The following is a 20,505-nucleotide window of genomic DNA, read 5'->3' on the forward strand; positions in this document are numbered from 1 at the left end:
AGAGTCAGCGGGTGGATCGGCCTCAGAACGTGATCCACTCGGTCCGGGTCGTGACCGCCTCGAGAGCGTCGGCGTGCGGTGTGACCCCGATGCCGGGACCGGTGGGCACCGTCAGGGTGCCGTTCTCGACGATGAACGGGTCGGTGATGTCGCTCGTGTAGTAGCGGTTCGAGCCCGAGGTGTCGCCGGGCAGCGTGAAGCCGGGGAGCGCGGCGAGGGCGACGTTGGCTGCCCGGCCGATCCCGGTCTCGAGCATCCCGCCGGCCCAGACGGGGATCTCGTTCGCGCGGCAGACGTCATGGATGCGTCGGGCCTCGAGGTATCCGCCGACGCGTCCGGGCTTGATGTTCACGATCGAGCAGGCGCCGATCGCGATCGCATCGGCGGCTGCGCGGGCGGAGACGATGGACTCGTCCAGGCAGATCGGGGTCTCCACCACCGTGGCGAGCTGCGCGTGACCGAGGAGGTCCTCCTCGTCGAGCGGCTGCTCGATCAGGAGCAGGTCGAACGGGTCGAGCTTGGCCAGGTGGCGCGCATCGCTGCGACGGTACGCCGTGTTCGCGTCGACCTGCAGCAGGATGTCGTCGCCGAACTTCTCGCGCACCGCGCGGACCGGGTCGATGTCCCAGCCCGGCTCGATCTTGAGCTTGATGCGCACGTACCCCTCGTCGAGGTAGCCGCCGACCGCGTCGAGCAGCTCGGGGATCGAGTCCATGATCCCGACGGAGACGCCGCAGTCGACGGTGTCGCGGACCGCGCCCAGCTCACGCGAGAGGGGGATCCCGGCGGCCCGCAGCTCCGCGTCGAGGATGGCCAGCTCCAGGCCCGCCTTCGACATCCGATGCCCCTTGAACTTGGCCAGGGCGGGAGCGACCTTCGAGGCGTCGAGGTCGGGGACCTGCGCAAGCGCCGGGAGCAGGAAGCGCTTGATCACGTCGAGGCTCGCCTCGACGTACTCCGAGGAGTAGAGCGGATCACTCATCGCCACGCACTCGCCCCAGCCCTCCGCCTCGTCGGTGACGGCGCGGACGAGGATCGCCTCTCGGACGGTCTCCACCCCGAACGAGGTGCGGAACGGGGCCACCAGGGGCATCTCGATGACGCGGAGCTCGATTCCGGTGAGCTTCATGGTTTTTCTCCTCTGTCGATGGTGTACGTGCCCGTGCGGTCGAAGGACACGACGTCGGCGCCCTGATCGAGCAGGGTGCCGAGGGTGTCGCGCACGGCCAGCCGCCACCGTGTCGCCCGTTCGGGATCGGTCTTGCGCAGCATCTCGATGTCGCGCGGCAGGGACACCCGCACGAGTCGCGCTGCCGTCTCATGCCGCACCGGCCCGAGATCGGCGTCGACCGTGAGCAGATCGCTGCCCTCGGGTGTCTCGACCGCGGAGGCCGCACCCCGGCAGGCGTCGGCGACGCGCGGGTCGTGCACGTACCAGGTCACGAGCATCCGGTCGGTGTCGTCCCCGCCGTTGAGCGCATCCGTCATCTGCCCGTAGAAGTTGCTGTGGTACGCCACGGGGGTGGCGGCGAGCTTGACCAGGTTGAAATAGGCGTTCCGGCTGATGAGCGGATCGAAGGTCCAGGAGATCTCCTCGAGCTCCTGATCGATCGCCCAGGAGCGCTGATGCACCTTCAGGGCGAAGCCGACGCTGCGGCCGCGCATCCGCTCGGAGACACCGGCGATGTGGCTGTGCAGCGCGCGCCGTCCCGGTGCCGCGAAGAACCCGAAGCAGGCTCCGACGAGGTCGTCGCCTTCGTAGGCGCCGCCGACGTAGCTGCCCGCCTTGGAGATCGCGCGGAGCGTCTCCACATTCACGGGCGACTGGCTGCCGTCGGACGCCCAGATGCTCTGGAACAGTGCGGCGACCTCGGCGAACTCGGCGACGGTGGACAGGAGACGGATCTCCACACCGGCATCGGATGCCGCCGCTCTCGCGGCGTCCGCCGCGTCCTGGGCGGCGCTCTGCGGCACGGTGTGCATGGTGCTCATTCCTGTTCTCCCGCCAGGACGTCGGCGATGAGCGCCGTCAGGAGGGTCGTGCGTTCCGGGATCATCGAGACGACCACGTGCTCGTCGTCGGCGTGCGCGCCACCGCCGACGGCCCCGAGTCCGTCGAGAGTGGGGATGCCGAGACCGGCCGTGAAGTTGCCGTCGGACGCGCCGCCGACCTCGACTCCGTCGAACGGCGTCAGCCCGGCATCCGCCGCGAGTCGGGTCGCACGCGCGAACAGCTCGGCGGACGCACCGGACTCCATCGGGCGGCGGTTCGCGCCGCCCTCGATCCGGACCACGGCGCCGTCGACGGTCGGTCCGATCGCACGGATCGCCTGATCGACCCTGTCCTGCTCCGCGGTCGTGCGCACCCGCACGTCGACGGCGAACTCCGCGTCGGACGGGACGGTGTTGGTCGTGTGCCCCGCACGCAGAAGGGTGGGGGTCACCGTCGTCCCGCGTTCCTGGTCGCCGAGTTCGGCGACCGCCAGGATGAGGTGTGCGGCCTCGACCGCGGCGTTCACGCCGCGCTCCGGCTCGAGTCCGGCGTGCGCGGCGCGGCCCGTGACCACGACGCGGTAGAGCGAGACGCCCTTGCGTGCGACCTTGATCGCGCCGCCGTCGGCCGAAGCCTCCAGCACGAACACCGCGGCGCAGTCCCGCGCCTCCTCCTCGATCAGCGCCCGAGAGCTGGGCGAACCCAGCTCCTCGTCGCCGGTGATGAGGATGCTGATCCCGTCGCGGTCGGCGAGCGCCGCGGCGGCGTGCAGCGCCATCACGACCCCGGTCTTCATGTCGAAGCATCCGGGCCCGCGGAGGATCCCGTCCTGCACCTCGAACGGATGCGTCTGCAGCGATCCGAGCGGCCACACCGTGTCGTGATGACCCAGCAGCAGCACCCTCGGCGCGCCGAAGCGCCACCGCAGATGGGTGCGCCCGTCGAGCACGATCCGCTCCGGTGCGGCGCCGAGGATCCGCTCGCCCAGCTCCACCACCACGTCGGCGCTGCGAGCCACGGCGTCGAGGTCGGTCGACGGCGACTCACAGGTCACGAGCGTCTCGATGTCGGACACGAGCGTGTCGACGAGGAGCGCCTCCTGCGTGATCATCACGACACCTTCGGCGCTGCACGCACGCCGTAGTGCAGGTACTTCTCGCCCGTGGCGAGCGTGTAGAAGACCAGGGCCTGCCACGCCTGCGTGCCCTCGGGGCGGATCACGAACTCGTTCTCGCGCACCGGGATCAGATCGTGCTCCTCGATCGGGTTGGGCAGGAGCGACGCGAGCGGGCCGGTGACGACCGTGCGCAGTCGCAGACCGCTCTCGTCGTCGAGGACCTCGGCGCGCACGCCGGCGCGGTCGTAGACGCCGACGATGTCGGAGAAGTCGGCCTCGAACGGCTCGGCCGGCGGCGTCAGGTCGGCGGGCAAGTGCACGTCGGCGAGCTCGGAGAAGATCTCGTCGAAGAGCTCGTCGTACAGGTCGCGCGTGTTCCCTCCGTTCGAGAGCAGCGTGACGGCGAGCCCCTCCTCGGGGAGGATGCGCAGGAACGACGACTGCCCGATCGTGTTGCCGTCGTGGCCGATCAGCTTCTTGCCGTCCCAATCGAACAGGATCCACCCGACACCCCAGGCGTCGCCGATCGAGTACGGGTTGGGGACGTCGACCTGGCGCTCCTGCATCCGGGCGACGCTGTCCTTCGAGAGCACACGGGTGCCGTCGGCCGCCAGGCCGCCGGTGAGGTGCAGGCGGGCGAATTCCAGGACGTCGGCCGTCGTGGAGTTGATCAGTCCGGCCGGGCCCATCGAGCGCGGCAGCATCCACGCCGGGGCGAGCTCAGGCCGCCCGTCGTCGCCGATGGTGGTGTGTCCGCTGGCCGCGCGGAACATGATCGCCTCCTCCGGGAGGGTCGACGAATGCGCGAGGCCGAGCGGCGTGAACACGAGGTCGCGCATCGCCTGGTCCCAGGTCGTTCCGGTCAGCTTCTCGATGACCCGTCCGGCCAGCACGAAACCGGAGTTGCAGTACGACATCGTCGCGCCGAGCGGGTGGTTCTGCGCGACACCGTCGAGGATCTCGACGTACTTCTCGAGGGTGTCGTCGCCTCGTCCGGTGTCGGTGAAGACGTCGCCGTCGATGCCGCTCGTGTGACTGAGCAGGTGGCGCATCGTGACCGTGCGCGTGACCTCGGGGTCCGATGTGCGGAACTCGGGAAGGTACTGCACCACCGGAGCGTCCAGGTCGAGCAGACCGTCGTCGACGAGCTTCATGGCGGCTGTCGCCGTCCAGACCTTGCCCATCGAGCCGATCTGGAAGACCGAGTCGTCGGTCGTCTCGATGCCGGTGCGGACGTTGAGGATGCCGTGGTGCGCGAACACCGGCTCCTCGCCGAGGCGCAGGATGCCGAGCGTGGCGCCCGGGACGTGGTGCGCCTCGGCCAGGGCGTTGAGCCGCTGTTGCCAGCGGGTCGCGTCCAGACGCGGACGGACGGGCTTTCCGGCGGGCGGCGCGTACTGCTCCACCCAGTCGACGATCCGCTGCGAGAAGTCGGCTCGATGCGACGGCGGCCCGGAAAGGGGGAAGAGATGCGAACCCCCGGGGTAGAGCACGAGGCGCGTCGGCACGTCGCGCTCGCGCAGTGCGGCGAACCACTGCTCGGCCTGACCGACCGGGCAACGATCGTCGGCCGCGCCGTGCAGGATCAGGGTCGGTGTCGTGACGCGCTCGACCCGGGTGAAGGGGGACTGCGCCGCCAGCTTCTCCTGGTCGCGCCACGGGAGTCCGCCGTTCTCCTTGGCGGAGAGGTAGTGGCCGACGTCGGACGTGCCGCCGACGCTGGAGAGGTCGCTGACCACGCCGCCCGCGACGGCGGCGGCGAAGCGGTCGTCGCGCGACGTCAGATAGCAGGTCATGAAGCCGCCGTAGCTGTAACCCGTGACGCCCAGACGCGCCGGGTCGGCGATGCCTTCGGCCACGAGCTGGTCGATCGGCTCCAGGAAGTCGTTCGCGTCGTTGACGCCCCAGCCGCCCGAGACGGCACGGCAGAACGCGTCGCCGTAGCCGTCGCTGCCTCGGGGGTTGATCGTGAGAATCGCCCATCCACGATTCGCGAGCAGCTGGTGGTACGGGTGGGTGAGGTCGGCGGCGCCGTTCCAGGCGTTGTGCGGTCCACCGTGGATGTCGAGCAGCAGGGGCAGCGGCCCCTCGGCATCGGGGTCGCGGCGCAGCCAGCCGGTGACGACGGTGCCGTCGGCGATCGTGAAACGGCGCTCCTCGGCCGGGATGAGGGGGACGTCGGCCGAACCGTACTCCGTGAGCGCGTGCACCGTGCCGTCCGACAGGTCGAGCAGGGCGACCTCGCCGAAGGACGTCGGGGTGGCGAGCACGATCGCGGCACGAGAGCCGGCGACCGAGAGCCCGGACACGTTCGCTGTTCCGGTGACGAGCCCACGGGCATCCGTCCCGTCGAGCGACGCGGTGTAGACGTGCGAGTAGCCGTTGTCGCGGAGACACAGCACGAATCGGCCCGCGTCGTCCTGCTGCGGCATCCCTCCGGGGTAGCCGGGGCCGCCGGGCATGACGTTGCGGTCGGTGACGGAGGTGAGATCGAGCGGGGCGCCGCCGTCCACCGGGAAGAGCAGCAGGCTGCCGTTGCCGATGGCGGTGTCCGTCCGCCCGGCGGCGACGACGTACGCGCCGTCCGCCGTCCAGCCGGTGACGGCGGCCTGCACGTCGGCGTCACTGATGCGCACCGGCGCAGCGTTCGCGTCGTCGGCCGAGGTCACGAAGACCTGGATCCGCATCGTCAGATCGGCATCGTCGTCCGGAGCCGAGGCGAACGCGAGACGGGTGCCGTCGGGCGACCAGAAGGGATCTGTCGCGTGGGCCCTGCCCCGGGTGAGCACGGTCACCGCGCCGGTCTCGACGGAGACGACGTGCACCTGCTGCACGAGGGTGCCGAGGTTCCCGGCGCCGTCGGCCTTGTAGCCGAGCCGATCCGCTGCGGCCGGTGCCGACCGGCGTGCCAGGATGGCGGCCCGATCGTCGCCGGGGAGAGCGGCGCTGTCGACGGGAGCGGCGAAGGCGAGGCGTGTGCCGTCGGGGCTCCACTGCGGTGCACCCGCTCCCAACGGCAGAGAGGTGAGGGCGCGGGGCTCGCCGCCTGCTGCAGGAAGCACCCACAGCTGTGCGCCGTCGTCGCCGCCGCGGAGGAACGCGAGCCGGCCGCCGTCGGGGCTCCACACCGGCGTGGAGTCCGCGTCGCCGCGCGTGAGACGGACGGGGTCGCCGCCGTCGGCGCCGACCTGCCAGAGCGATCGCGTGTCGCGGTCGCCGTCGCGATCCGTCGTGCGCAGTGCGTAGACGACGCGGGAGCCGTCGGGCGAGAGCGCCGGCTGCTCGGGCGAGGTGATCGCGAGGAAATCGTCGATGGTCACACGGCGGTTCATGGATGCTCCAATCGGATGGTCACTTCACTGTGTCGGCCGCGACGCGCGGCGGTGTTGTCTCATCGGCTGAAAGGCCCGGGGTGCTTTGGGAGTCCGGCACAGTCCCGATCGGGAGCGACGGACCCGTGCCCGCGAAATGGCACGCGGCGCCGCGCGAACCCGAGGGCTGCTGGGGCTCCGAGATGACGCAGAGCTGGCGATCGGGACGCGCGGCCGGTCCGATGGGGCAACGCGGGTGGAACCGGCATCCGCTCGGCGGCGCGTGCGGGTCCGGAGGCTCGACAGCGACCGGGGCCAGCGGATCGATCTCCAGGAGGCTCCCGTGACGGGTGGGCGCCGACGCCAGCAGCTCCCTGGTGTACGGATGCTGCGGGTCGCCGAGCACCTGGTCGGTCGGCCCCACCTCGACGATCTTGCCGAGGTACATCACCGCGATGTGGTCGCTGAGATAGCGCACCACGGCGAGATTGTGCGAGATGAACAGCATGGTGAGGTCGAGCTCGGCGCGGAGCTCGCGCACGAGGTTCAGGACCGAGCCCTGCACCGAGACGTCGAGCGCGGAGGTGATCTCGTCCGCGACGATGACCTCGGGCCGGGCCGCGAGCGCGCGGGCCAGGGCGATCCGCTGCCGCTGGCCGCCGGACAGGGCTGCGGGCAGGGATGCCGCCCGCTCCGGGTCGAGGCTCACGAGTTCCAGCAGCCGGGAGACCTCCGCACGCCGCGCCGAGGGATTGCGGATGCCGCGGGGGAGGGCCTCGGCGATCGACTCGCCGATCGTCATCCTCGGGTCGAGTGACGAGAACGGGTCCTGGAAGACCATCTGGATCGGACGGTTCCGGCGGAAGCGGCGCACGTCGACGCCGTCGAGGGCGATGGCGCCCTCGCTGATCGGCGACAGGCCGATGGCCGCCCGCGCGAGCGTGGACTTGCCGGAGCCGGATTCGCCGACGAGTCCCACGACGGACCCCGAGGGGACGATGAGGCTCACGTCGTCGACGGCCGTGAGCCCGGACCGGGAGGATCCGTAGCGCACGCTCACGTGCTCGAAGCGCAGTTCGCTCATCGGGTTGCTCCCTCGTGCTGGGCGATCGGCAGGGCGGAGGTGACAGCGGGGATCGCGGCGTCGGCGGCCGGCTGATCGCCGTCGACCGGATGCCAGCACGCCACGCGGTGGCCGGAGGCGTCGTCGACCAGCTCGGGGTCGCGTTCTCGGCACAGCTCGGTGGCGAGCGGACACCGGGCGGCGAAGGCGCAGCCGACGGGGAAGGCTCCCGGTGCCGGCGGGCGTCCGGGGATCATCTTCAGCGGCGTCGACCGGTCGGTGTCGAGCTCGGGAACGACGTCGAGCAGCGCTCGCGTGTACGGATGCCGGGCGTGGGAGTGCAGGTGCGCGGCGGGGAGGTCCTCCACGATGCGTCCGGCGTACATGACCAGTACGCGGTCGCACGTCTGCGCGATCACGGCGATGTCGTGGCTGATCAGCAGGATCGCGGCATCCGTGTCGCGGCGCACCCCGGCCAGCAGCTGCAGCACCTGTCGCTGCACGGTGACGTCGAGGGCGGTGGTCGGCTCGTCGGCGATGATCAGGCGCGGATGGTTCATCAGCCCCATCGCGATCATCGCGCGCTGCCGCATGCCGCCGGAGAACTCGTGCGGGTACTGCTTCGCCCGTCGCTCCGCGGCGGGCACGCGCACGGCCTGCAGTCGATCGATCGCGCGGTCCATCGCGGCGCGCCGGGTGATCCCCTGGTGCTCGGATGCCGCCTCGGCGAGCTGCGATCCGATGCGACGGGTCGGGTTGAACGACGTCATCGGGTCCTGGAAGACCATGGCCATGGACGTGCCGAGGAGGTGGCGCACCGAGCGCTCCGACGCCTCCTGGAGCGGGGTGCCGCAGAACTCGAGCTGCCCGGCGGAGATGCGTCCCGGTCGTTCGATGAGCTGGGCGACGGCGAGGGCGGTGAGGCTCTTGCCCGAGCCCGATTCGCCGACGACGCCGATCGCCTCGCCGCGCGAGATCGTGAAGCTCACTCCGCGCACGGGGGTGATCCAGCCGTCCGGGCCGGGGAAGGACACGCGCAGGTCGTCGACGAGGAGCACCACTTCGTCGCCGGCGGCCTGCGCGTGAACGGGGGCGCTCGAGAGAGCGGTCAGGGGGAGGCGGCCGCGGCGACGCGCCGATCGGCCGCCGATGACGGAGGCGGCGGTCTCGCCGAGCATGTTGAACGCGAGTCCGGCGACGACGACCGCGACGGCCGGTCCGATGGCGGCTGCGGGGTTCAGGTAGATGCGGTTCAGGCCCTCGCCGAGCAGCCGGCCCCAGTCGTACGCGGGCACCTGCACGCCCAGGCCCAGGAATGACAGGCCGGCGAAGGCGAGGAGGGCGGATCCGGCGCCGACGGTGGCGTTGACGACGAGCGGCTCGCCGATGTTCGGGAGGATGTGCCGGATCAGGATGCGGATGCGGGACACCCCGGCCACCCTCGCGGCGGCGATGAAGTCGCGCCCCGCGATGCCGGCGGAGAGCGTCTGCGTCAGTCGCGCGAAGCCGGGCGCCATGGCGAACCCGATCGCCAGGACCGCCCCGGTCGTGCCCACGCCGAAGATCACGGCGAAGAACAGGGCGAGGAGGAGGCCGGGGAACGCGACGGCGATGTTGACGACACCGGCGATGAACCGGCCGGCCCATCGAGGCAGAACGGACGGAGCGGTGCCCAGCAGCGTGCCGGCGACGACGCCGATGATCACGGCGAGCACCGCCAGGATGATCGACAGCTGTGTGGCGACCATCACGCGGGCCAGCACGTCGCGACCCAGGGAGTCGGTGCCGAGCAGGTGGGCGGCGCTCGGGCCCTGTGTGATCGCCGTGGGGTCGACCTGTTCGGCCTGCGGACCCCAGATCAGCGGGGCGAACACGGCGGCGAGGGCGACGAGGATCACCAGGCCGAGGGCAGTGGCGCCCAGCGGGGAACGGACGACATCGAGCCATTTCGAACGCGCGGACATCACGCCTCCCTGATCGTCGAGCGGGGATCGAGGAGCGCGAGCACCACGTCGATCACGAGGTTGACCAGCAGCACGCCCACGCCGTAGACGAGGACGATGCCCTGCACGACCGAGTAGTCCTTGGTCAGGATGGACTGCACGATCATGGTGCCGAGCCCCGGCCATGCGAAGACGTTCTCCACGAGCACGGTCCCGGCGACCATGCCGGTCAGGAGGAGTCCGGTGAGCGTCAGCGTGGCGGTCATCGCGTTCGGGAGCGCGTGCCGGGAGTAGATGCGACGCGGCGCGAGCCGCTTCGCCCGTGCGGTGCGGATGAAGTCCTGGCTGAGGACGGCGAGCACCTCGACCCGGATGATCCGGGCGAACACGGCGATCGGCCCGACGGCGAGGGCGATCACGGGCAGCACCAGCGAGAGTGCGGCCGTGTTGCCGGCGACGGGGAACCAGCCGAGCGAGACGGCGAAGATGTACACGAGGCCCACCGCGAGCAGGAACTCGGGGATCGCCGCCAGCACGACGCTGGTGGTCGCGAACCCGAGCTCGAGGCCCCGCCGTCGTCCGCCGCGGGTCGCGACGGCCATCGTGACCCCGAGCGGCACCGCCACCAGGAGGACGAGCAGCACGGCGAGGAGGGCGAGCTGCAGGGTGGCCGGGAGCCGCGTGGCGATGATCTCGCCCACCGGCTGGCTCGTCAGCATCGAGGTGCCCATGTCGCCGGTGAAGAGACCGGTGAGGTAGTGCAGGTACTGCACCGGGAGGGGCTGATCCAGACCGAGGGCTGCCCGGCGCGCCTCGACGAGTTCAGCGGGGGCGTTCATGCCCAGCGCGGCTCGGACGGGGTCGCCCGGCACCAGATGGATCATGAGGAAGGCAGCCGTGACCAGCACCCACACCGCGAGGATGAACTGCCCCCCACGACGGATCAGGAAGGACAACCAGGGGTTGTCCGACCGTGCGGATCTGATCAATATCGCCTGCGTGGCGGTGGTGCTGGCCATCGGCTGCCTTCCGGTCTTATTCGTACATGCGGATCGACGACGGATCGATGCCGTCGTTCTCGACGAACGTCGCCTTCTGCGCGTACGTCGAGCGATCCTGGTTCGCGAACGGGACGACGCTGGTGTCGGCGAACAGCGCCTGTTCCGCGGCACCCCAGTCGTCGCATCCCTCGGCGCCCGCCTTGCTGGAGGCCGCGGTGACGCCCGCCGTGTAGTCGGGATTGTCGATCGAGGCGAAGTTGGTGCCGGTGGGCGGCGTCGGCCCCGAGTAGAACGGCACGAGCATGCTCGGCAGCGACACGGTGATGGGTGCGGCGGAGACGTCCCAGTCGCCGGTGGCGAACAGCGTCTCGCTCAGCGTCGGGGAGTCGGCTGACTTCACGGTGAGGCCGACGCCGAGCTCCTTCCAGGTGGCCTGGATGAGCTCCGCCGCAGCATTGCCCGAGTCGCCCTGGAGAGAGGAGTAGATCATGCCCAGCTCGAGCTTCTTCCCGTCCTTCTCCCGGATGCCGTCGGAGCCCACGGTCCAGCCCGCGTCGTCGAGCGCCTTCGCCGCCGCCTTCGCGTCGACCTCGGGGAGGAAGCCGTCCACGACGTCGGCACGGCAGGGGTTCGGGGAGATCGTCACGAGCCCGGTGGGAACGGTGCCCTTGCCGCTCGTGAGCACCTCGCGCAGCTGCGGGAGGTCGAGGGCCTGCACCAGCGCCTCACGGACCTCCTGGTCGGCGGTCGGACGGCCCTCGGCCTGGTTGAAGATGAACTGGCCGACGGCGACGGGCAGAGCCGTCTTGAACAGGCCGGCGTCCTCCAGGCGCTGGGCGTCCGGTCCGATCACCAGCGCGGCGTTGACCTCGCCGGACAGCAGCAGGTTGGCCGCGGTGGTCTCGTTCGGCACGATGCGGAACACGACCTTCTCGGGGAGTCCCGCCTGTTTCGGGTCCCAGTCGCCAGGGCCCCAGGTGAAGTCCTCGCGCCGGGTCAGCGTGTACTGGCTGTTCGGGACGATCTCCGTCATGGTGAACATCCCGGTCGCGCCTTCGCCCTTGGCGAGGGCATCCGGGTCGTCGAGCACGTTCCCGCAGACGATCGCGATGCTGCCGACGTTCTCGAGCAGGAACGAGTCGGGGCGACCACTGGTGACGGTGACCGTGCCGGCGGCATCGTCCCCGACGGCGGACGTTCCCGGCTGCACCTGGAGTCCCATGAGCGGCGAGCCGTTGGCCGGGTCCCCGATGTGGCTGATGTTCGCCGCCACGTCGGTCGGCGTCAACGGCGTGCCGTCTTCGCAGGTGATGTCGTCGCGCAGGGTGAACGTGGCGGTGGTCGTGTCCGACTCCCACTCGGACGCGAGACCCGAGACGACGCTTCCGTCGTCCTGCACCTCGATGAGCCGGCCGTACAGGAATCGATCGATCGATCGCGCCGCCGACATCACGGTGACGAGCGGATTCAGGTTGCCAGGGTCCGTCGAGAAGACGTTGACGAACGTCTTCCCCTCGGCCAGGGCACCCGTGTCACCTCCGCCGCCGGGAGAGGCGCCGGACGGAGCGCACGAGGTGAGGGCGAGCGCCGCAGCGCCCAAGAGAACGACCAGCGAGGTACGAGAACGCATCTGTTGCCTCCAGCAGGGGGGGATATGTCGGGTGAAGCGGGTGTCAGACGGTGAGCGAGCGCAGGTGCTCGATCGCGGCGAAGGCTGCCTGCCCGATCGACGCGTCGACCGCAGGAAGCCGTTCGGTCAGGGAGTCGGCTCGCGTGAACACGGCGACCGCGTACTGACGGCCGTCCGGGTAGGTGACGACGCCCGCCTCGTTGCGCCACGCGGGGAGTGTTCCGGTCTTCGCGGCGAGCTTCACCTCGGCGGGGAACGCGGAGGAGAGCCGATGGGGCCAGATCTGCCGCGCCATGATGTCGCGGGCCGCAGCGGATGCCGGGGCCGGCGCTGCCGCGTCGGTCCACAGGGCGTTCAGGAGAGTGGTGACCTCGCGCGGCGTCGAGCCCGACGTCCGGTCGGGGTCGAGTGCGCTGAGGGTCCAGATCTGCTCCGGGGTCGCACCGGCGAGGAGCTCCTCGAGATCGCTGTCGGGAGTGCCGCCGAGGTCGGAGACGACGGAGTCGAAGAGGTCCTCGCAGCATCCGACCAGGTGCGTGCCGTCGAGCCCCAGGTCGATGATGACCTGCTGCACGGCATCCGCGCCGACACGGTGATAGATCAGGTCGGTCGCCGCGTTGTCGCTCATCGACATCATGTTCAGCGCGAGGTCGCGCCAGCTCGCCTCGACGTCATCGGCGAAGCCGGCCGTGCCGACGCCGCCGGTCCGGTAGCGGGCGGTGACGGTGGTGCGCTCCGTCGGATCCAGTTCGCCGGCCTCGACCGCTCGGACGTAGGCGACGAGCACGAGGATCTTGAACACGGAGGCGAGCACGACCGGCTCGTCGGCCCGGACCTCGACCTCGGGGCCGTCGGCGACACCGATCTCCCGCGCGTGCAGGTATCCGACCGCACCGACGCGAGTGAAGATGTCCGCGATGTCGGTGGTCTCCACGGTCGGCGCGCTCATGCGTCGACCCGACGGTCGGCACGACCGGTGTGCAGGTAGAGAGCGCGCCCCTCGCCGTCATCCCCGACGAAGGCGTGCGGCATGTGCATCCCGCGTTCCGCCACGGCGGGGACCAGGCTCTCGCCGTTCCATCCGACCAGCTGGACGGGTGCCGGTGCGGGGCCGAGGTCGGCGAAGATGCCCTTCATGGTGCGCTCCAGCCAGATCCGACCCTCCTCGTCCTGTCGGACGACGGAGTCGGAGACCGAGGACGAGTAGGTGCCGAGGATGCGCTCCAGATCGACGTCGACCGGGTCCGCGGGCGGTTCGGGCAGCGTGGGGACGGTGACGTCGGCGAGTGCGCCGAGGATCTTCGTCATGAGGGTCATGTACAGCGAGACCGGCGATCCGCCGTTGGTCAGGATCGCGACGGCGACGCCGGACCCCGGAACGATCCGGAGGAAGGCGCTCTGGCCGATGGTGCCGCCGTCGTGGCCGACGACCGGGCCGCCGTCCCAGTCGAAGATCTCCCACCCCAGACCCCAGGCGTTGCCCAGCAGGCCGAGGTCGGGGAGCTCCACCTGGCGCTCCTGCATCGCGCGGACGCTCTCCTCCGAGAGCACCCTTGTCCCGTCCGCCGCTGTCCCGCCGTCGATGTGCATGCGCGCGAAACCGAGCAGGTCGCGGGCGGTCATCGCGAGCATCGAGCCGGCCGGTGCGTTCGAGCGCACGAGGTTCCAGACCGGAGCAGGCTCCGGCACATCGCTGCCTTCAACCGGCATGTGGCCGAGCGCCGCGCGGTGCAGGATCGCCTGGGACGCATCGGTCGCCACATGCGTGAGCTTCAGCGGCTCGGCCAGGTGCGCGCGGAGCGCACGGTCGAAGGGCTCGCCGCGGAGCACCTCGATGATGCGGCCGAGCACCACGAACGCGGCGTTGTTGTACGAGAAGCGCTCGCCGGGTGCGAACAGCTGAGGCGCGTCGGCGATCGCGGCGAGGTACTTCTCGACGCAGTCGTCGCCGACACCGGTGTCGATGAACAGGTCGCCCTCGAATCCGCCCACGTGGCTGAGCAGCTGCCGCGTGGTGATGACGCTCGCCGCCGCTTCGTCGCCGATGACGAACGCGGGGACGGTGTCGCGCACCGGTGCGTCGAGGTCGAGCAGGCCTTCGTCGACGAGCTGCATGATGAGCGTCGCCGTCCAGGTCTTGGTGATCGAACCGATCTGGAAGACCGAGTCGACGTCGGCCTCGACGCCGGTGTTCTTGTTCAGGATGCCGGCCGCCGCCGTGACGACCTCGCCTCCGGCGAGAACCCCTACGGATGCGGCAGGGACGTGGTCGGCGGCAATGAGATCGGCGAGATTCTCCTGCAGCCAGGTGCCGATTTCGGACAACGTGGACATGTACGCTCCTCTTCGTCGAGTGCGCCGTCGATTCGAGATCCGACGGCGGTTGGCCCGACACTATGTGCCCGCGGGAACCGGGCGTTCGTGCGGGGGGACGAGACTTCGTGGTGTGTTCGTACGCGACGACCAACGCCGCGGGCGTCCCTATTCGTACATGCGGATCGACGCGGGGTCGATGCCGTCGTTCTCGATGAAGGTCGCCTTGTAGCCGTACGTCCCGGTGAGCTGATCGGCGTACGGCACGACGGTGGTCGAGGAGAGCAGCGCCTTCTCGGCGGTGTTCCAGTCGTCGCAGCCCTCCGCGCCGGTCTTGTCGGATGCCGCCGTCACCGCGGCCGTGTACGCGGCGTCGTCGATAGACGCGAAGTTCGTCCCGTTCGGCGGTGTCGGCCCGGAGTAGAAGGGGATGAGCATGTTGGGAAGCGAGACCGAGATCGGCACGGCGGAGACGTCCCAGTCGCCCGTGGCGAAGAGCGTCTCGCTGATCGCCGGCACATCCGCGCCCTTCATGCTGAGATCGACGCCCAGCTCCTTCCAGGTGGCCTGGATCAGCTCCGCCGCGGCACCGCCCGCGTCGCCCTGCAGCGAGGAGAACAGCAGGTGCAGTGCGAGCCGCTCGCCGTCCTTCTCGCGGACGCCGTCGGAGCCCATGGTCCACCCCGCGTCGTCGAGCGCCTCGGCGGCCGCCTCGGGGTCGGCCTTCGGCAGGAACTCCTCGACCAGTTCGGCGCGGCAGGGGTTCGGCGAGATGGTGACGAGGCTCTTGGACGCTGTTCCCTCCCCGCCGGTGAGGATCTGGCGGAGTTGATCGAGATCGAGAGCCTGCACGAGTGCCTCGCGCACCGCCTGGTCGGCCGTGGGGCGTCCCTCCGCCTGATTGAAGATCACCTGCCCCGCGGCGACGGGAAGGTCGGTGCGGAACATCCCGGCATCGTCGAGGCGCCGCTTGTCCGGGCCCAGGACCACGGCGGCATTGGCTTCCCCGGAGAGGATCAGGTTGGTCGCGGTGGTCTCGTTCGGCACGATGCGGAACACGACCTTCTCGGGGAGTCCTGCCTGTTTCGGGTCCCAGTCGCCGGGTCCCCAGGTGAAGTCCTCGCGCCGGGTCAGCGTGTACTGGCTGTTCGGGACGATCTCCGTCATGGTGAACATCCCGGTCGCGCCTTCGCCCTTGGCGAGGGCATCCGGGTCGTCGAGCACGTTCCCGCAGACGATCGCGATGCTGCCGACGTTCTCCAGCAGGAACGCATCCGGCCGCCCGCTCTCGACCGTGACGGTGCGCGTGGCGTCATCGCCGACCGCGACGGTTCCCGCCTGCACCTGCTGCCCGACCATGGGGGAGCCGTTCGCCTCGTCGCCGATGTAGGAGATGTTGGCGGCGACGTCGGTCGCGGTGAGCGGTGTCCCGTCCTCGCAGGTGAGCCCTTCACGCAGAGTGAACGTGGCCGATGTGGTGTCGGACTCCCACTTCTCGGCGAGACCGGCGGCGATGCTGCCGTCGGTCTGCATCTCGATCAGTCGCGAGTACAGGAACCGATCGATGCTCCGCGCGTACGACATCGCGGTGACCAGCGGATCGAGGCTCCCCGGATCGGTGGGGATGATGCTGACGAAGGTCTTGCCCTCGGCGAGCACGCCGGTGTCGCCCTGGTTCGACGCAGCGGGTCCCGCGCAGGAGGTGAGGACGAGAGCGGTGACGCCGGCGACGGCGGCGATGACGGCGCGGGAGCGCATCCGGGCGTTCATGCGTTCGCCCGCCGTCCGACGCGGCCGTTATGGAGATAGAGCGCTCGACCGGTGCCGTCATCGCCCACGAACGCCAGGGGGATGTGCATGCCGAGCTCGGGGACCCGGGCGATCAGACTGTCGCCGCGCCAGCCGACGAGCTCGGTCGGCTCGGGCGCCGGGTCGAACTCCGCGAAGACGCCCTTCATGGTCCGTTCGAGCCAGATCCGACCGTCGTCGTCGAGACGGACGGTCGAGTCGGAGACCGAGGAGGAATAGGTGCCGAGGATGCGGTCGAGGTCGACGTCGACCGGGTTCTCGGAAGGCACCGGGAGCGACGGCACCTCGACGCCCGCGACCGCGCCGAGGATCTTCGTCATGAGGGTCTCGTAGAGCGCGGCGGAGGCGCCGCCGTTGGTGAGGATCGCGACCGCGACCCCGCTGCCCGGGACGATCCGCAGGAACGCGGTCTGACCGATCGTGCCGCCGTCGTGCCCGATCACCGGCCCGCCGGCCCAGTCGAAGATCTCCCAGCCGAGGCCCCACGCGTCGCCCATCAGGCCGAGCTCGGGAACATCCACCTGGCGCTGCTGCATCGCGCGGACGCTCGCAGCGGAGAGGAGGCGGCTGCCATCGGGCGCGAGCCCCTCGTCGAGGTGCAGGCGTGCGAAGCCCAGCAGGTCGCGCGGCGTCATCGCGAGCATCGCGCCGGCGGGCGCATTGGAGCGCACCAGGCTCCAGACGGGGGAGGGCACGGGCTCGCCGCCGTCTTCGGCGTCGACGTGGCCGAGTGCCGCGCGGAACCGGATCGCCTGCGAGGCGTCGGTGGCGACATGGGTGAGGCCGAGGGGATCGGCCAGGCGCTCGCGGAGGACCTGGTCGAACGGCTTGCCGCGCAGCACCTCGATGATGCGGCCGAGCACCACGAACGCGTCGTTGTTGTACGAGAAGCGCTCGCCGGGGGTGAACAGCTGCGCGGCATCGGCGATCACGGCGAGGTACTTCTCGACGCAGTCGTCGCCGACACCGGTGTCGATGAAGCTGTCGCCTTCGAATCCCGCGACATGAGACAGCAGGTGCCGGGTGGTGATGGTGCTCGCCGCCGCCTCGTCGGCGATGGCGAACTCCGGGACTGTCCGGCGGACGGGGGCGTCGAGGTCGAGCAGCCCCTCGTCGACGAGCTGCATGATGAGCGTCGCCGTCCAGGTCTTGGTGATCGATCCGATCTGGAAGACGGAGTCGACGTCGGCCTCGACGCCGGTGTTCTTGTTCAGGATGCCGGCCGCCGCGGTGACGATCTCGCCGTGGGCGAGGATTCCCACGGAAACGGCGGGGACCTGATCGGCGGTGATCAGGTCGGGGAGATTCTCGTGCAGCCAGGTGCCGATCTCGGACAGCGTGGACATGTGCGCTCCTGTTCAACGAGCGCCGTCGGTCGGGTGAGGACGGCGATGGGCCGAGACTATTCGCGAGTCACGGCTCCATCCGTTGTGCGGTGGGACCACAGTTCCTCGTGCGGGCGTTCGCTCCGGACAATGCGGATCCGAGTCAGCGCCGACGGACCGCGCGCAGACCCAGGTGCAGCAGTTCCGGGCCGCCTTCCGAGGGGTCGAGCGTGCGGCCGACGGCCTGATCGTCGTCGGTGATCAGCGCGCCGTCGGCGCGCACCCGAAGCCGCATCGGCGGACGGGGAGGGATGCCGAGCGCGATGATGTGCGGCGAGAACACCATCGCGAACTCGAGCGCGTCGCCGACTCTGGTCACGTCGTAGTGCCACTGACCGGCGTCGTAGGTGCCGGTCAGCTCGTCGAGCCTGTCGGGCGACCGCAGCTCCAGCCCGGCGGATGACGTCGAGACGCCACGCAGGTGCTCGAAGCACCAGTCGACGATCCGCGAGCCCAGGGCCTTTCCACCGCCGCTGTTGGTGAGCACCGTGATGGCGAGGTCGTGGTCCGGCGCGAACAGGAACTCGCTGATCTGGATGTCGGCGATGTTGCCGCCGTGCATGACGACTCGGGCTTCGCCGCGATGCGTGAGCAGCCAGGGGTAGCCGATGGCTTCGACGGGCGGTCCGGCGCTCAGCTGCGGCTGCTGCATGCGCAGGCGCGTGGCCTCGCCGACGGGAGCGGTGCCCCCGGTCTCGCCGCGCAGGTGGAAGCCGGCGTAGCGGAGCTGGTCGCCCACGGAGGAGACGATCCCGCCTTCGGCGTTCATGTCGCGGGTGATCCCCCAGAGGGGGAAGGGGACGATCGTCCCGCCCGCACCGGGCACATGCCCGACGGCGTGCGGGCGGGTGATCACGTCCCACGGGAAGAAGAAGGTCTCGGTCATGCCCAGCGGGTCGAGCACGATGCGCTGCACCGCCTGTTCGAAGGTCTCGCCGGTCACGACCTCGATGACGCGACCGAGCAGACGCATCCCGGCGTTGCTGTACGAGGCGATGGTGCCGGGGGCGAAGAACTGGGGGAGGGATCCGTAGGTGGCGATGTTCCGCGCGAGCGCGTCGTCGCCCCACCCGGACAGCTCGTCCGCATCGCCGAGGAAGCCCCCGGAGTGCGTGAGGAGGTGCCGGATGCGGAGGGTCTGCACCGCGGTCTCGTCCGCGAGCCGCAGCTCCGGGAGCACGTCGATCACCCGGGTGTCGAGCTCGAGCAGCCCGTTCTCGATCAGGTGCATCGCGACCGTCCCGGTGAACGTCTTCGAGGTCGATCCGATCTGGAAGAGCGTGTCCTCCGTCACCGGGGCGCCGGTGTCGGCGGCGGCGACGCCGGTCGTCAGCACATGCTCCTGATCGCCGTCGATGATTCCGATCACGGCGCCGGGAACGCCGAGTTCGCGGGCGCTCTCGTCGAGCAGGGCCTGCAGGTCGCCGTTCATCATGCTTCTCCTCTCACTGCCCGTCCGGGATATGCCGCGGTCAGCATATGTCCGTCGCGGATCACGGCGTTCCCGTGCACCAGGAGGTGCCGGACGCCCTGGGACGGACGCGTCGGGTCGAGATAGGTGGCGCGGTCGGTGACCGTGACGGGGTCGATCACGACGACGTCGGCATCGGCGCCGACGCCCAGATGCCCCTTGCGACGCATCGCGGGCGACGTCTCGTCGAGCACGCGAGCGGGGAGGTGGGCGCAGCGGCGGAAGGCTTCGAGCCAGGTCCACGAGCCGGACTCTCGCACCATCAGCCGGAGAGACTTCGTGAACGTGCCGGCCGTGCGCGGGTGCGTCTGGCCGCCGGGAGGCAACGGCCATTCCCGCTGCTCGTGGGCGGCGGGCGCGCCGTCACGGGCGGGCCAGAACACCGGCATCGCGTCGCTGGCCACGATCGAATCGGGGAAGGAAAGCGACCGATGCAGGTGGGCGCGGTCGACGGGGTCGTCCTCGTCGAGGAAGGTGACGATGCAGGGGGCCGCCGGGTCGGTCGCGCGGACCTCGCGGAGTCGCCGCTCGTCGGCGATGCGCTCGCCGGTCTCGACGAGCACGAGCGCAGAAGGAGTGATCCCGAGACCGGGGAGCTTCTCCGGAGCCAGGAAGAAGGCACCGATCGCTGTGCTCCCCGCGCCGTACGGATACGCCTCGACGGTGACCCGGGACCCCGCGGATCTGGTCGACTCGAACTGTCCCAGCACGCGGTCGATGTGGCGCAGCGAGGTGCTGTTCACATGGCAGTGATGCATGGCGGCGCCGGTCTCGGCGGCGGCGCGAAGGAGCTCCTGCGTGCCGTCGATCGGAGTCTCGGGGTCCGCTTCGATCAGCTCGCGGACGTGGGTGAAGGTCGGGGCACCGGCGGCGGCGGCGAGGCGGGCGACATCCAGATACTCGTCGGGGTCGGTCCGCGGGGCGTACCCCATGAGCACGCCGATGCCGAGTGCACCGCGCGTCAGCTCGTCCTCGAGCAGGGCCAGCCATCGGCGGCGCTCGGTCGGGCTCGACGTGCGCTGCCACTCCTGGTCGCCGAGGAGCTCCATCGAGGCGTGGATGTCCGGCTCGGGAAGCCGGTCGAGGTGCGCGAAGGCGCGGGCCTGCGCCCAGGATGCCGAGAAACCGTAGTTGAGAGGGCGCCCCTCGGCTTCGGCCCGGGCGATCGCCTCGTCGATCGGCATGAGACCGGCTTCCAGATCGAGGGCGGTCGTGACCCCGTCCATCGCCTGCAGGCGCTGACCCGCGATCGAGTGGACGTGGCTGTGCAGATCGACGAAGCCCGGCCCGACGATCAGTCCCTCGACGTCGATCACGGCGGCATCCGCCGGTGCGACGAGGTCGGTGCCGACCGCCGCCACCCGCCCGTCCGAGATCAGCAGGTCGGCGATCCGATCGGTGTCGGTGCCAGGGTCGATGACGCGTCCGCCGCGCAACAGAGTGTCCACACGATCACCGTTCCACGCCGG

Annotated in this window: 14 protein-coding genes; all 14 read right to left on the bottom strand. The window is 70.3% G+C overall.

Annotation, left to right across the window (positions count from 1 at the left end; translation table 11 throughout):
• Positions 1 to 22 precede the first annotated feature (22 nt).
• Complete coding sequence (menC, locus tag ABS642_RS00075) at positions 23 to 1,129, bottom strand: o-succinylbenzoate synthase (protein ID WP_350351779.1); 1,107 nt, start codon at positions 1,127 to 1,129, stop codon at positions 23 to 25.
• Positions 1,126 to 1,992 carry a GNAT family N-acetyltransferase gene (locus ABS642_RS00080; protein WP_350351780.1) on the bottom strand — a complete coding sequence of 289 codons (867 nt, stop codon included), beginning with the start codon at positions 1,990 to 1,992 and terminating at the stop codon, positions 1,126 to 1,128. Before ABS642_RS00080 ends, menC begins: the two co-directional genes overlap by 4 nt.
• Complete coding sequence (locus tag ABS642_RS00085) at positions 1,989 to 3,104, bottom strand: M20 family metallopeptidase (RefSeq protein ID WP_350351781.1); 1,116 nt, start codon at positions 3,102 to 3,104, stop codon at positions 1,989 to 1,991. Before ABS642_RS00085 ends, ABS642_RS00080 begins: the two co-directional genes overlap by 4 nt.
• Positions 3,104 to 6,442 (bottom strand): serine hydrolase, encoded by a 3,339-nt coding sequence (locus tag ABS642_RS00090; protein ID WP_350351782.1) that lies wholly within the window; start codon positions 6,440 to 6,442, stop codon positions 3,104 to 3,106. The genes ABS642_RS00085 and ABS642_RS00090 overlap by 1 nt, the downstream gene beginning before the upstream one ends.
• A 19-nt stretch (positions 6,443 to 6,461) precedes the next feature.
• Positions 6,462 to 7,505, bottom strand: a complete 1,044-nt coding sequence (locus ABS642_RS00095; RefSeq protein WP_350351783.1) for an ABC transporter ATP-binding protein — start codon at positions 7,503 to 7,505, stop codon at positions 6,462 to 6,464.
• Positions 7,502 to 9,448 carry a dipeptide/oligopeptide/nickel ABC transporter permease/ATP-binding protein gene (locus tag ABS642_RS00100; protein ID WP_350351784.1) on the bottom strand — a complete coding sequence of 649 codons (1,947 nt, stop codon included), beginning with the start codon at positions 9,446 to 9,448 and terminating at the stop codon, positions 7,502 to 7,504. The genes ABS642_RS00095 and ABS642_RS00100 overlap by 4 nt, the downstream gene beginning before the upstream one ends.
• Positions 9,448 to 10,446, bottom strand: a complete 999-nt coding sequence (locus tag ABS642_RS00105) for an ABC transporter permease (protein WP_350351785.1) — start codon at positions 10,444 to 10,446, stop codon at positions 9,448 to 9,450. The genes ABS642_RS00100 and ABS642_RS00105 overlap by 1 nt, the downstream gene beginning before the upstream one ends.
• Before the next feature lie 16 nt (positions 10,447 to 10,462).
• The gene (locus ABS642_RS00110) at positions 10,463 to 12,058 is read right to left on the bottom strand and encodes an ABC transporter substrate-binding protein (protein WP_350351786.1); all 1,596 of its coding nucleotides are present in this window, start codon (positions 12,056 to 12,058) and stop codon (positions 10,463 to 10,465) included.
• Positions 12,059 to 12,101: 43 nt separating this feature from the next.
• A complete protein-coding gene (locus tag ABS642_RS00115; RefSeq protein WP_350351787.1) occupies positions 12,102 to 13,007 on the bottom strand; it encodes a serine hydrolase in 906 nt (301 codons plus the stop codon).
• Positions 13,004 to 14,392, bottom strand: coding sequence for a serine hydrolase domain-containing protein (locus ABS642_RS00120; protein ID WP_350351788.1), 1,389 nt, complete (start codon positions 14,390 to 14,392; stop codon positions 13,004 to 13,006). The genes ABS642_RS00115 and ABS642_RS00120 overlap by 4 nt, the downstream gene beginning before the upstream one ends.
• A gap of 147 nt (positions 14,393 to 14,539) precedes the next feature.
• Positions 14,540 to 16,141: an ABC transporter substrate-binding protein gene (locus ABS642_RS00125; RefSeq protein ID WP_350351789.1), complete on the bottom strand. Its 1,602-nt coding sequence runs from the start codon at positions 16,139 to 16,141 to the stop codon at positions 14,540 to 14,542.
• Entirely contained in the window at positions 16,138 to 17,526 is a 1,389-nt protein-coding gene (locus ABS642_RS00130; protein WP_350351790.1) for a serine hydrolase domain-containing protein, read from the bottom strand. Before ABS642_RS00130 ends, ABS642_RS00125 begins: the two co-directional genes overlap by 4 nt.
• A gap of 142 nt (positions 17,527 to 17,668) precedes the next feature.
• Positions 17,669 to 19,000: a serine hydrolase domain-containing protein gene (locus tag ABS642_RS00135; RefSeq protein WP_350351791.1), complete on the bottom strand. Its 1,332-nt coding sequence runs from the start codon at positions 18,998 to 19,000 to the stop codon at positions 17,669 to 17,671.
• Entirely contained in the window at positions 18,997 to 20,484 is a 1,488-nt protein-coding gene (locus ABS642_RS00140; RefSeq protein WP_350351792.1) for an amidohydrolase family protein, read from the bottom strand. Before ABS642_RS00140 ends, ABS642_RS00135 begins: the two co-directional genes overlap by 4 nt.
• Positions 20,485 to 20,505 lie beyond the last annotated feature (21 nt).

Origin of the sequence: Microbacterium sp. A8/3-1 (genome assembly GCF_040267695.1) — a bacterium.
GTDB classification, from domain to species: Bacteria; Actinomycetota; Actinomycetes; order Actinomycetales; family Microbacteriaceae; genus Microbacterium; species Microbacterium luteolum.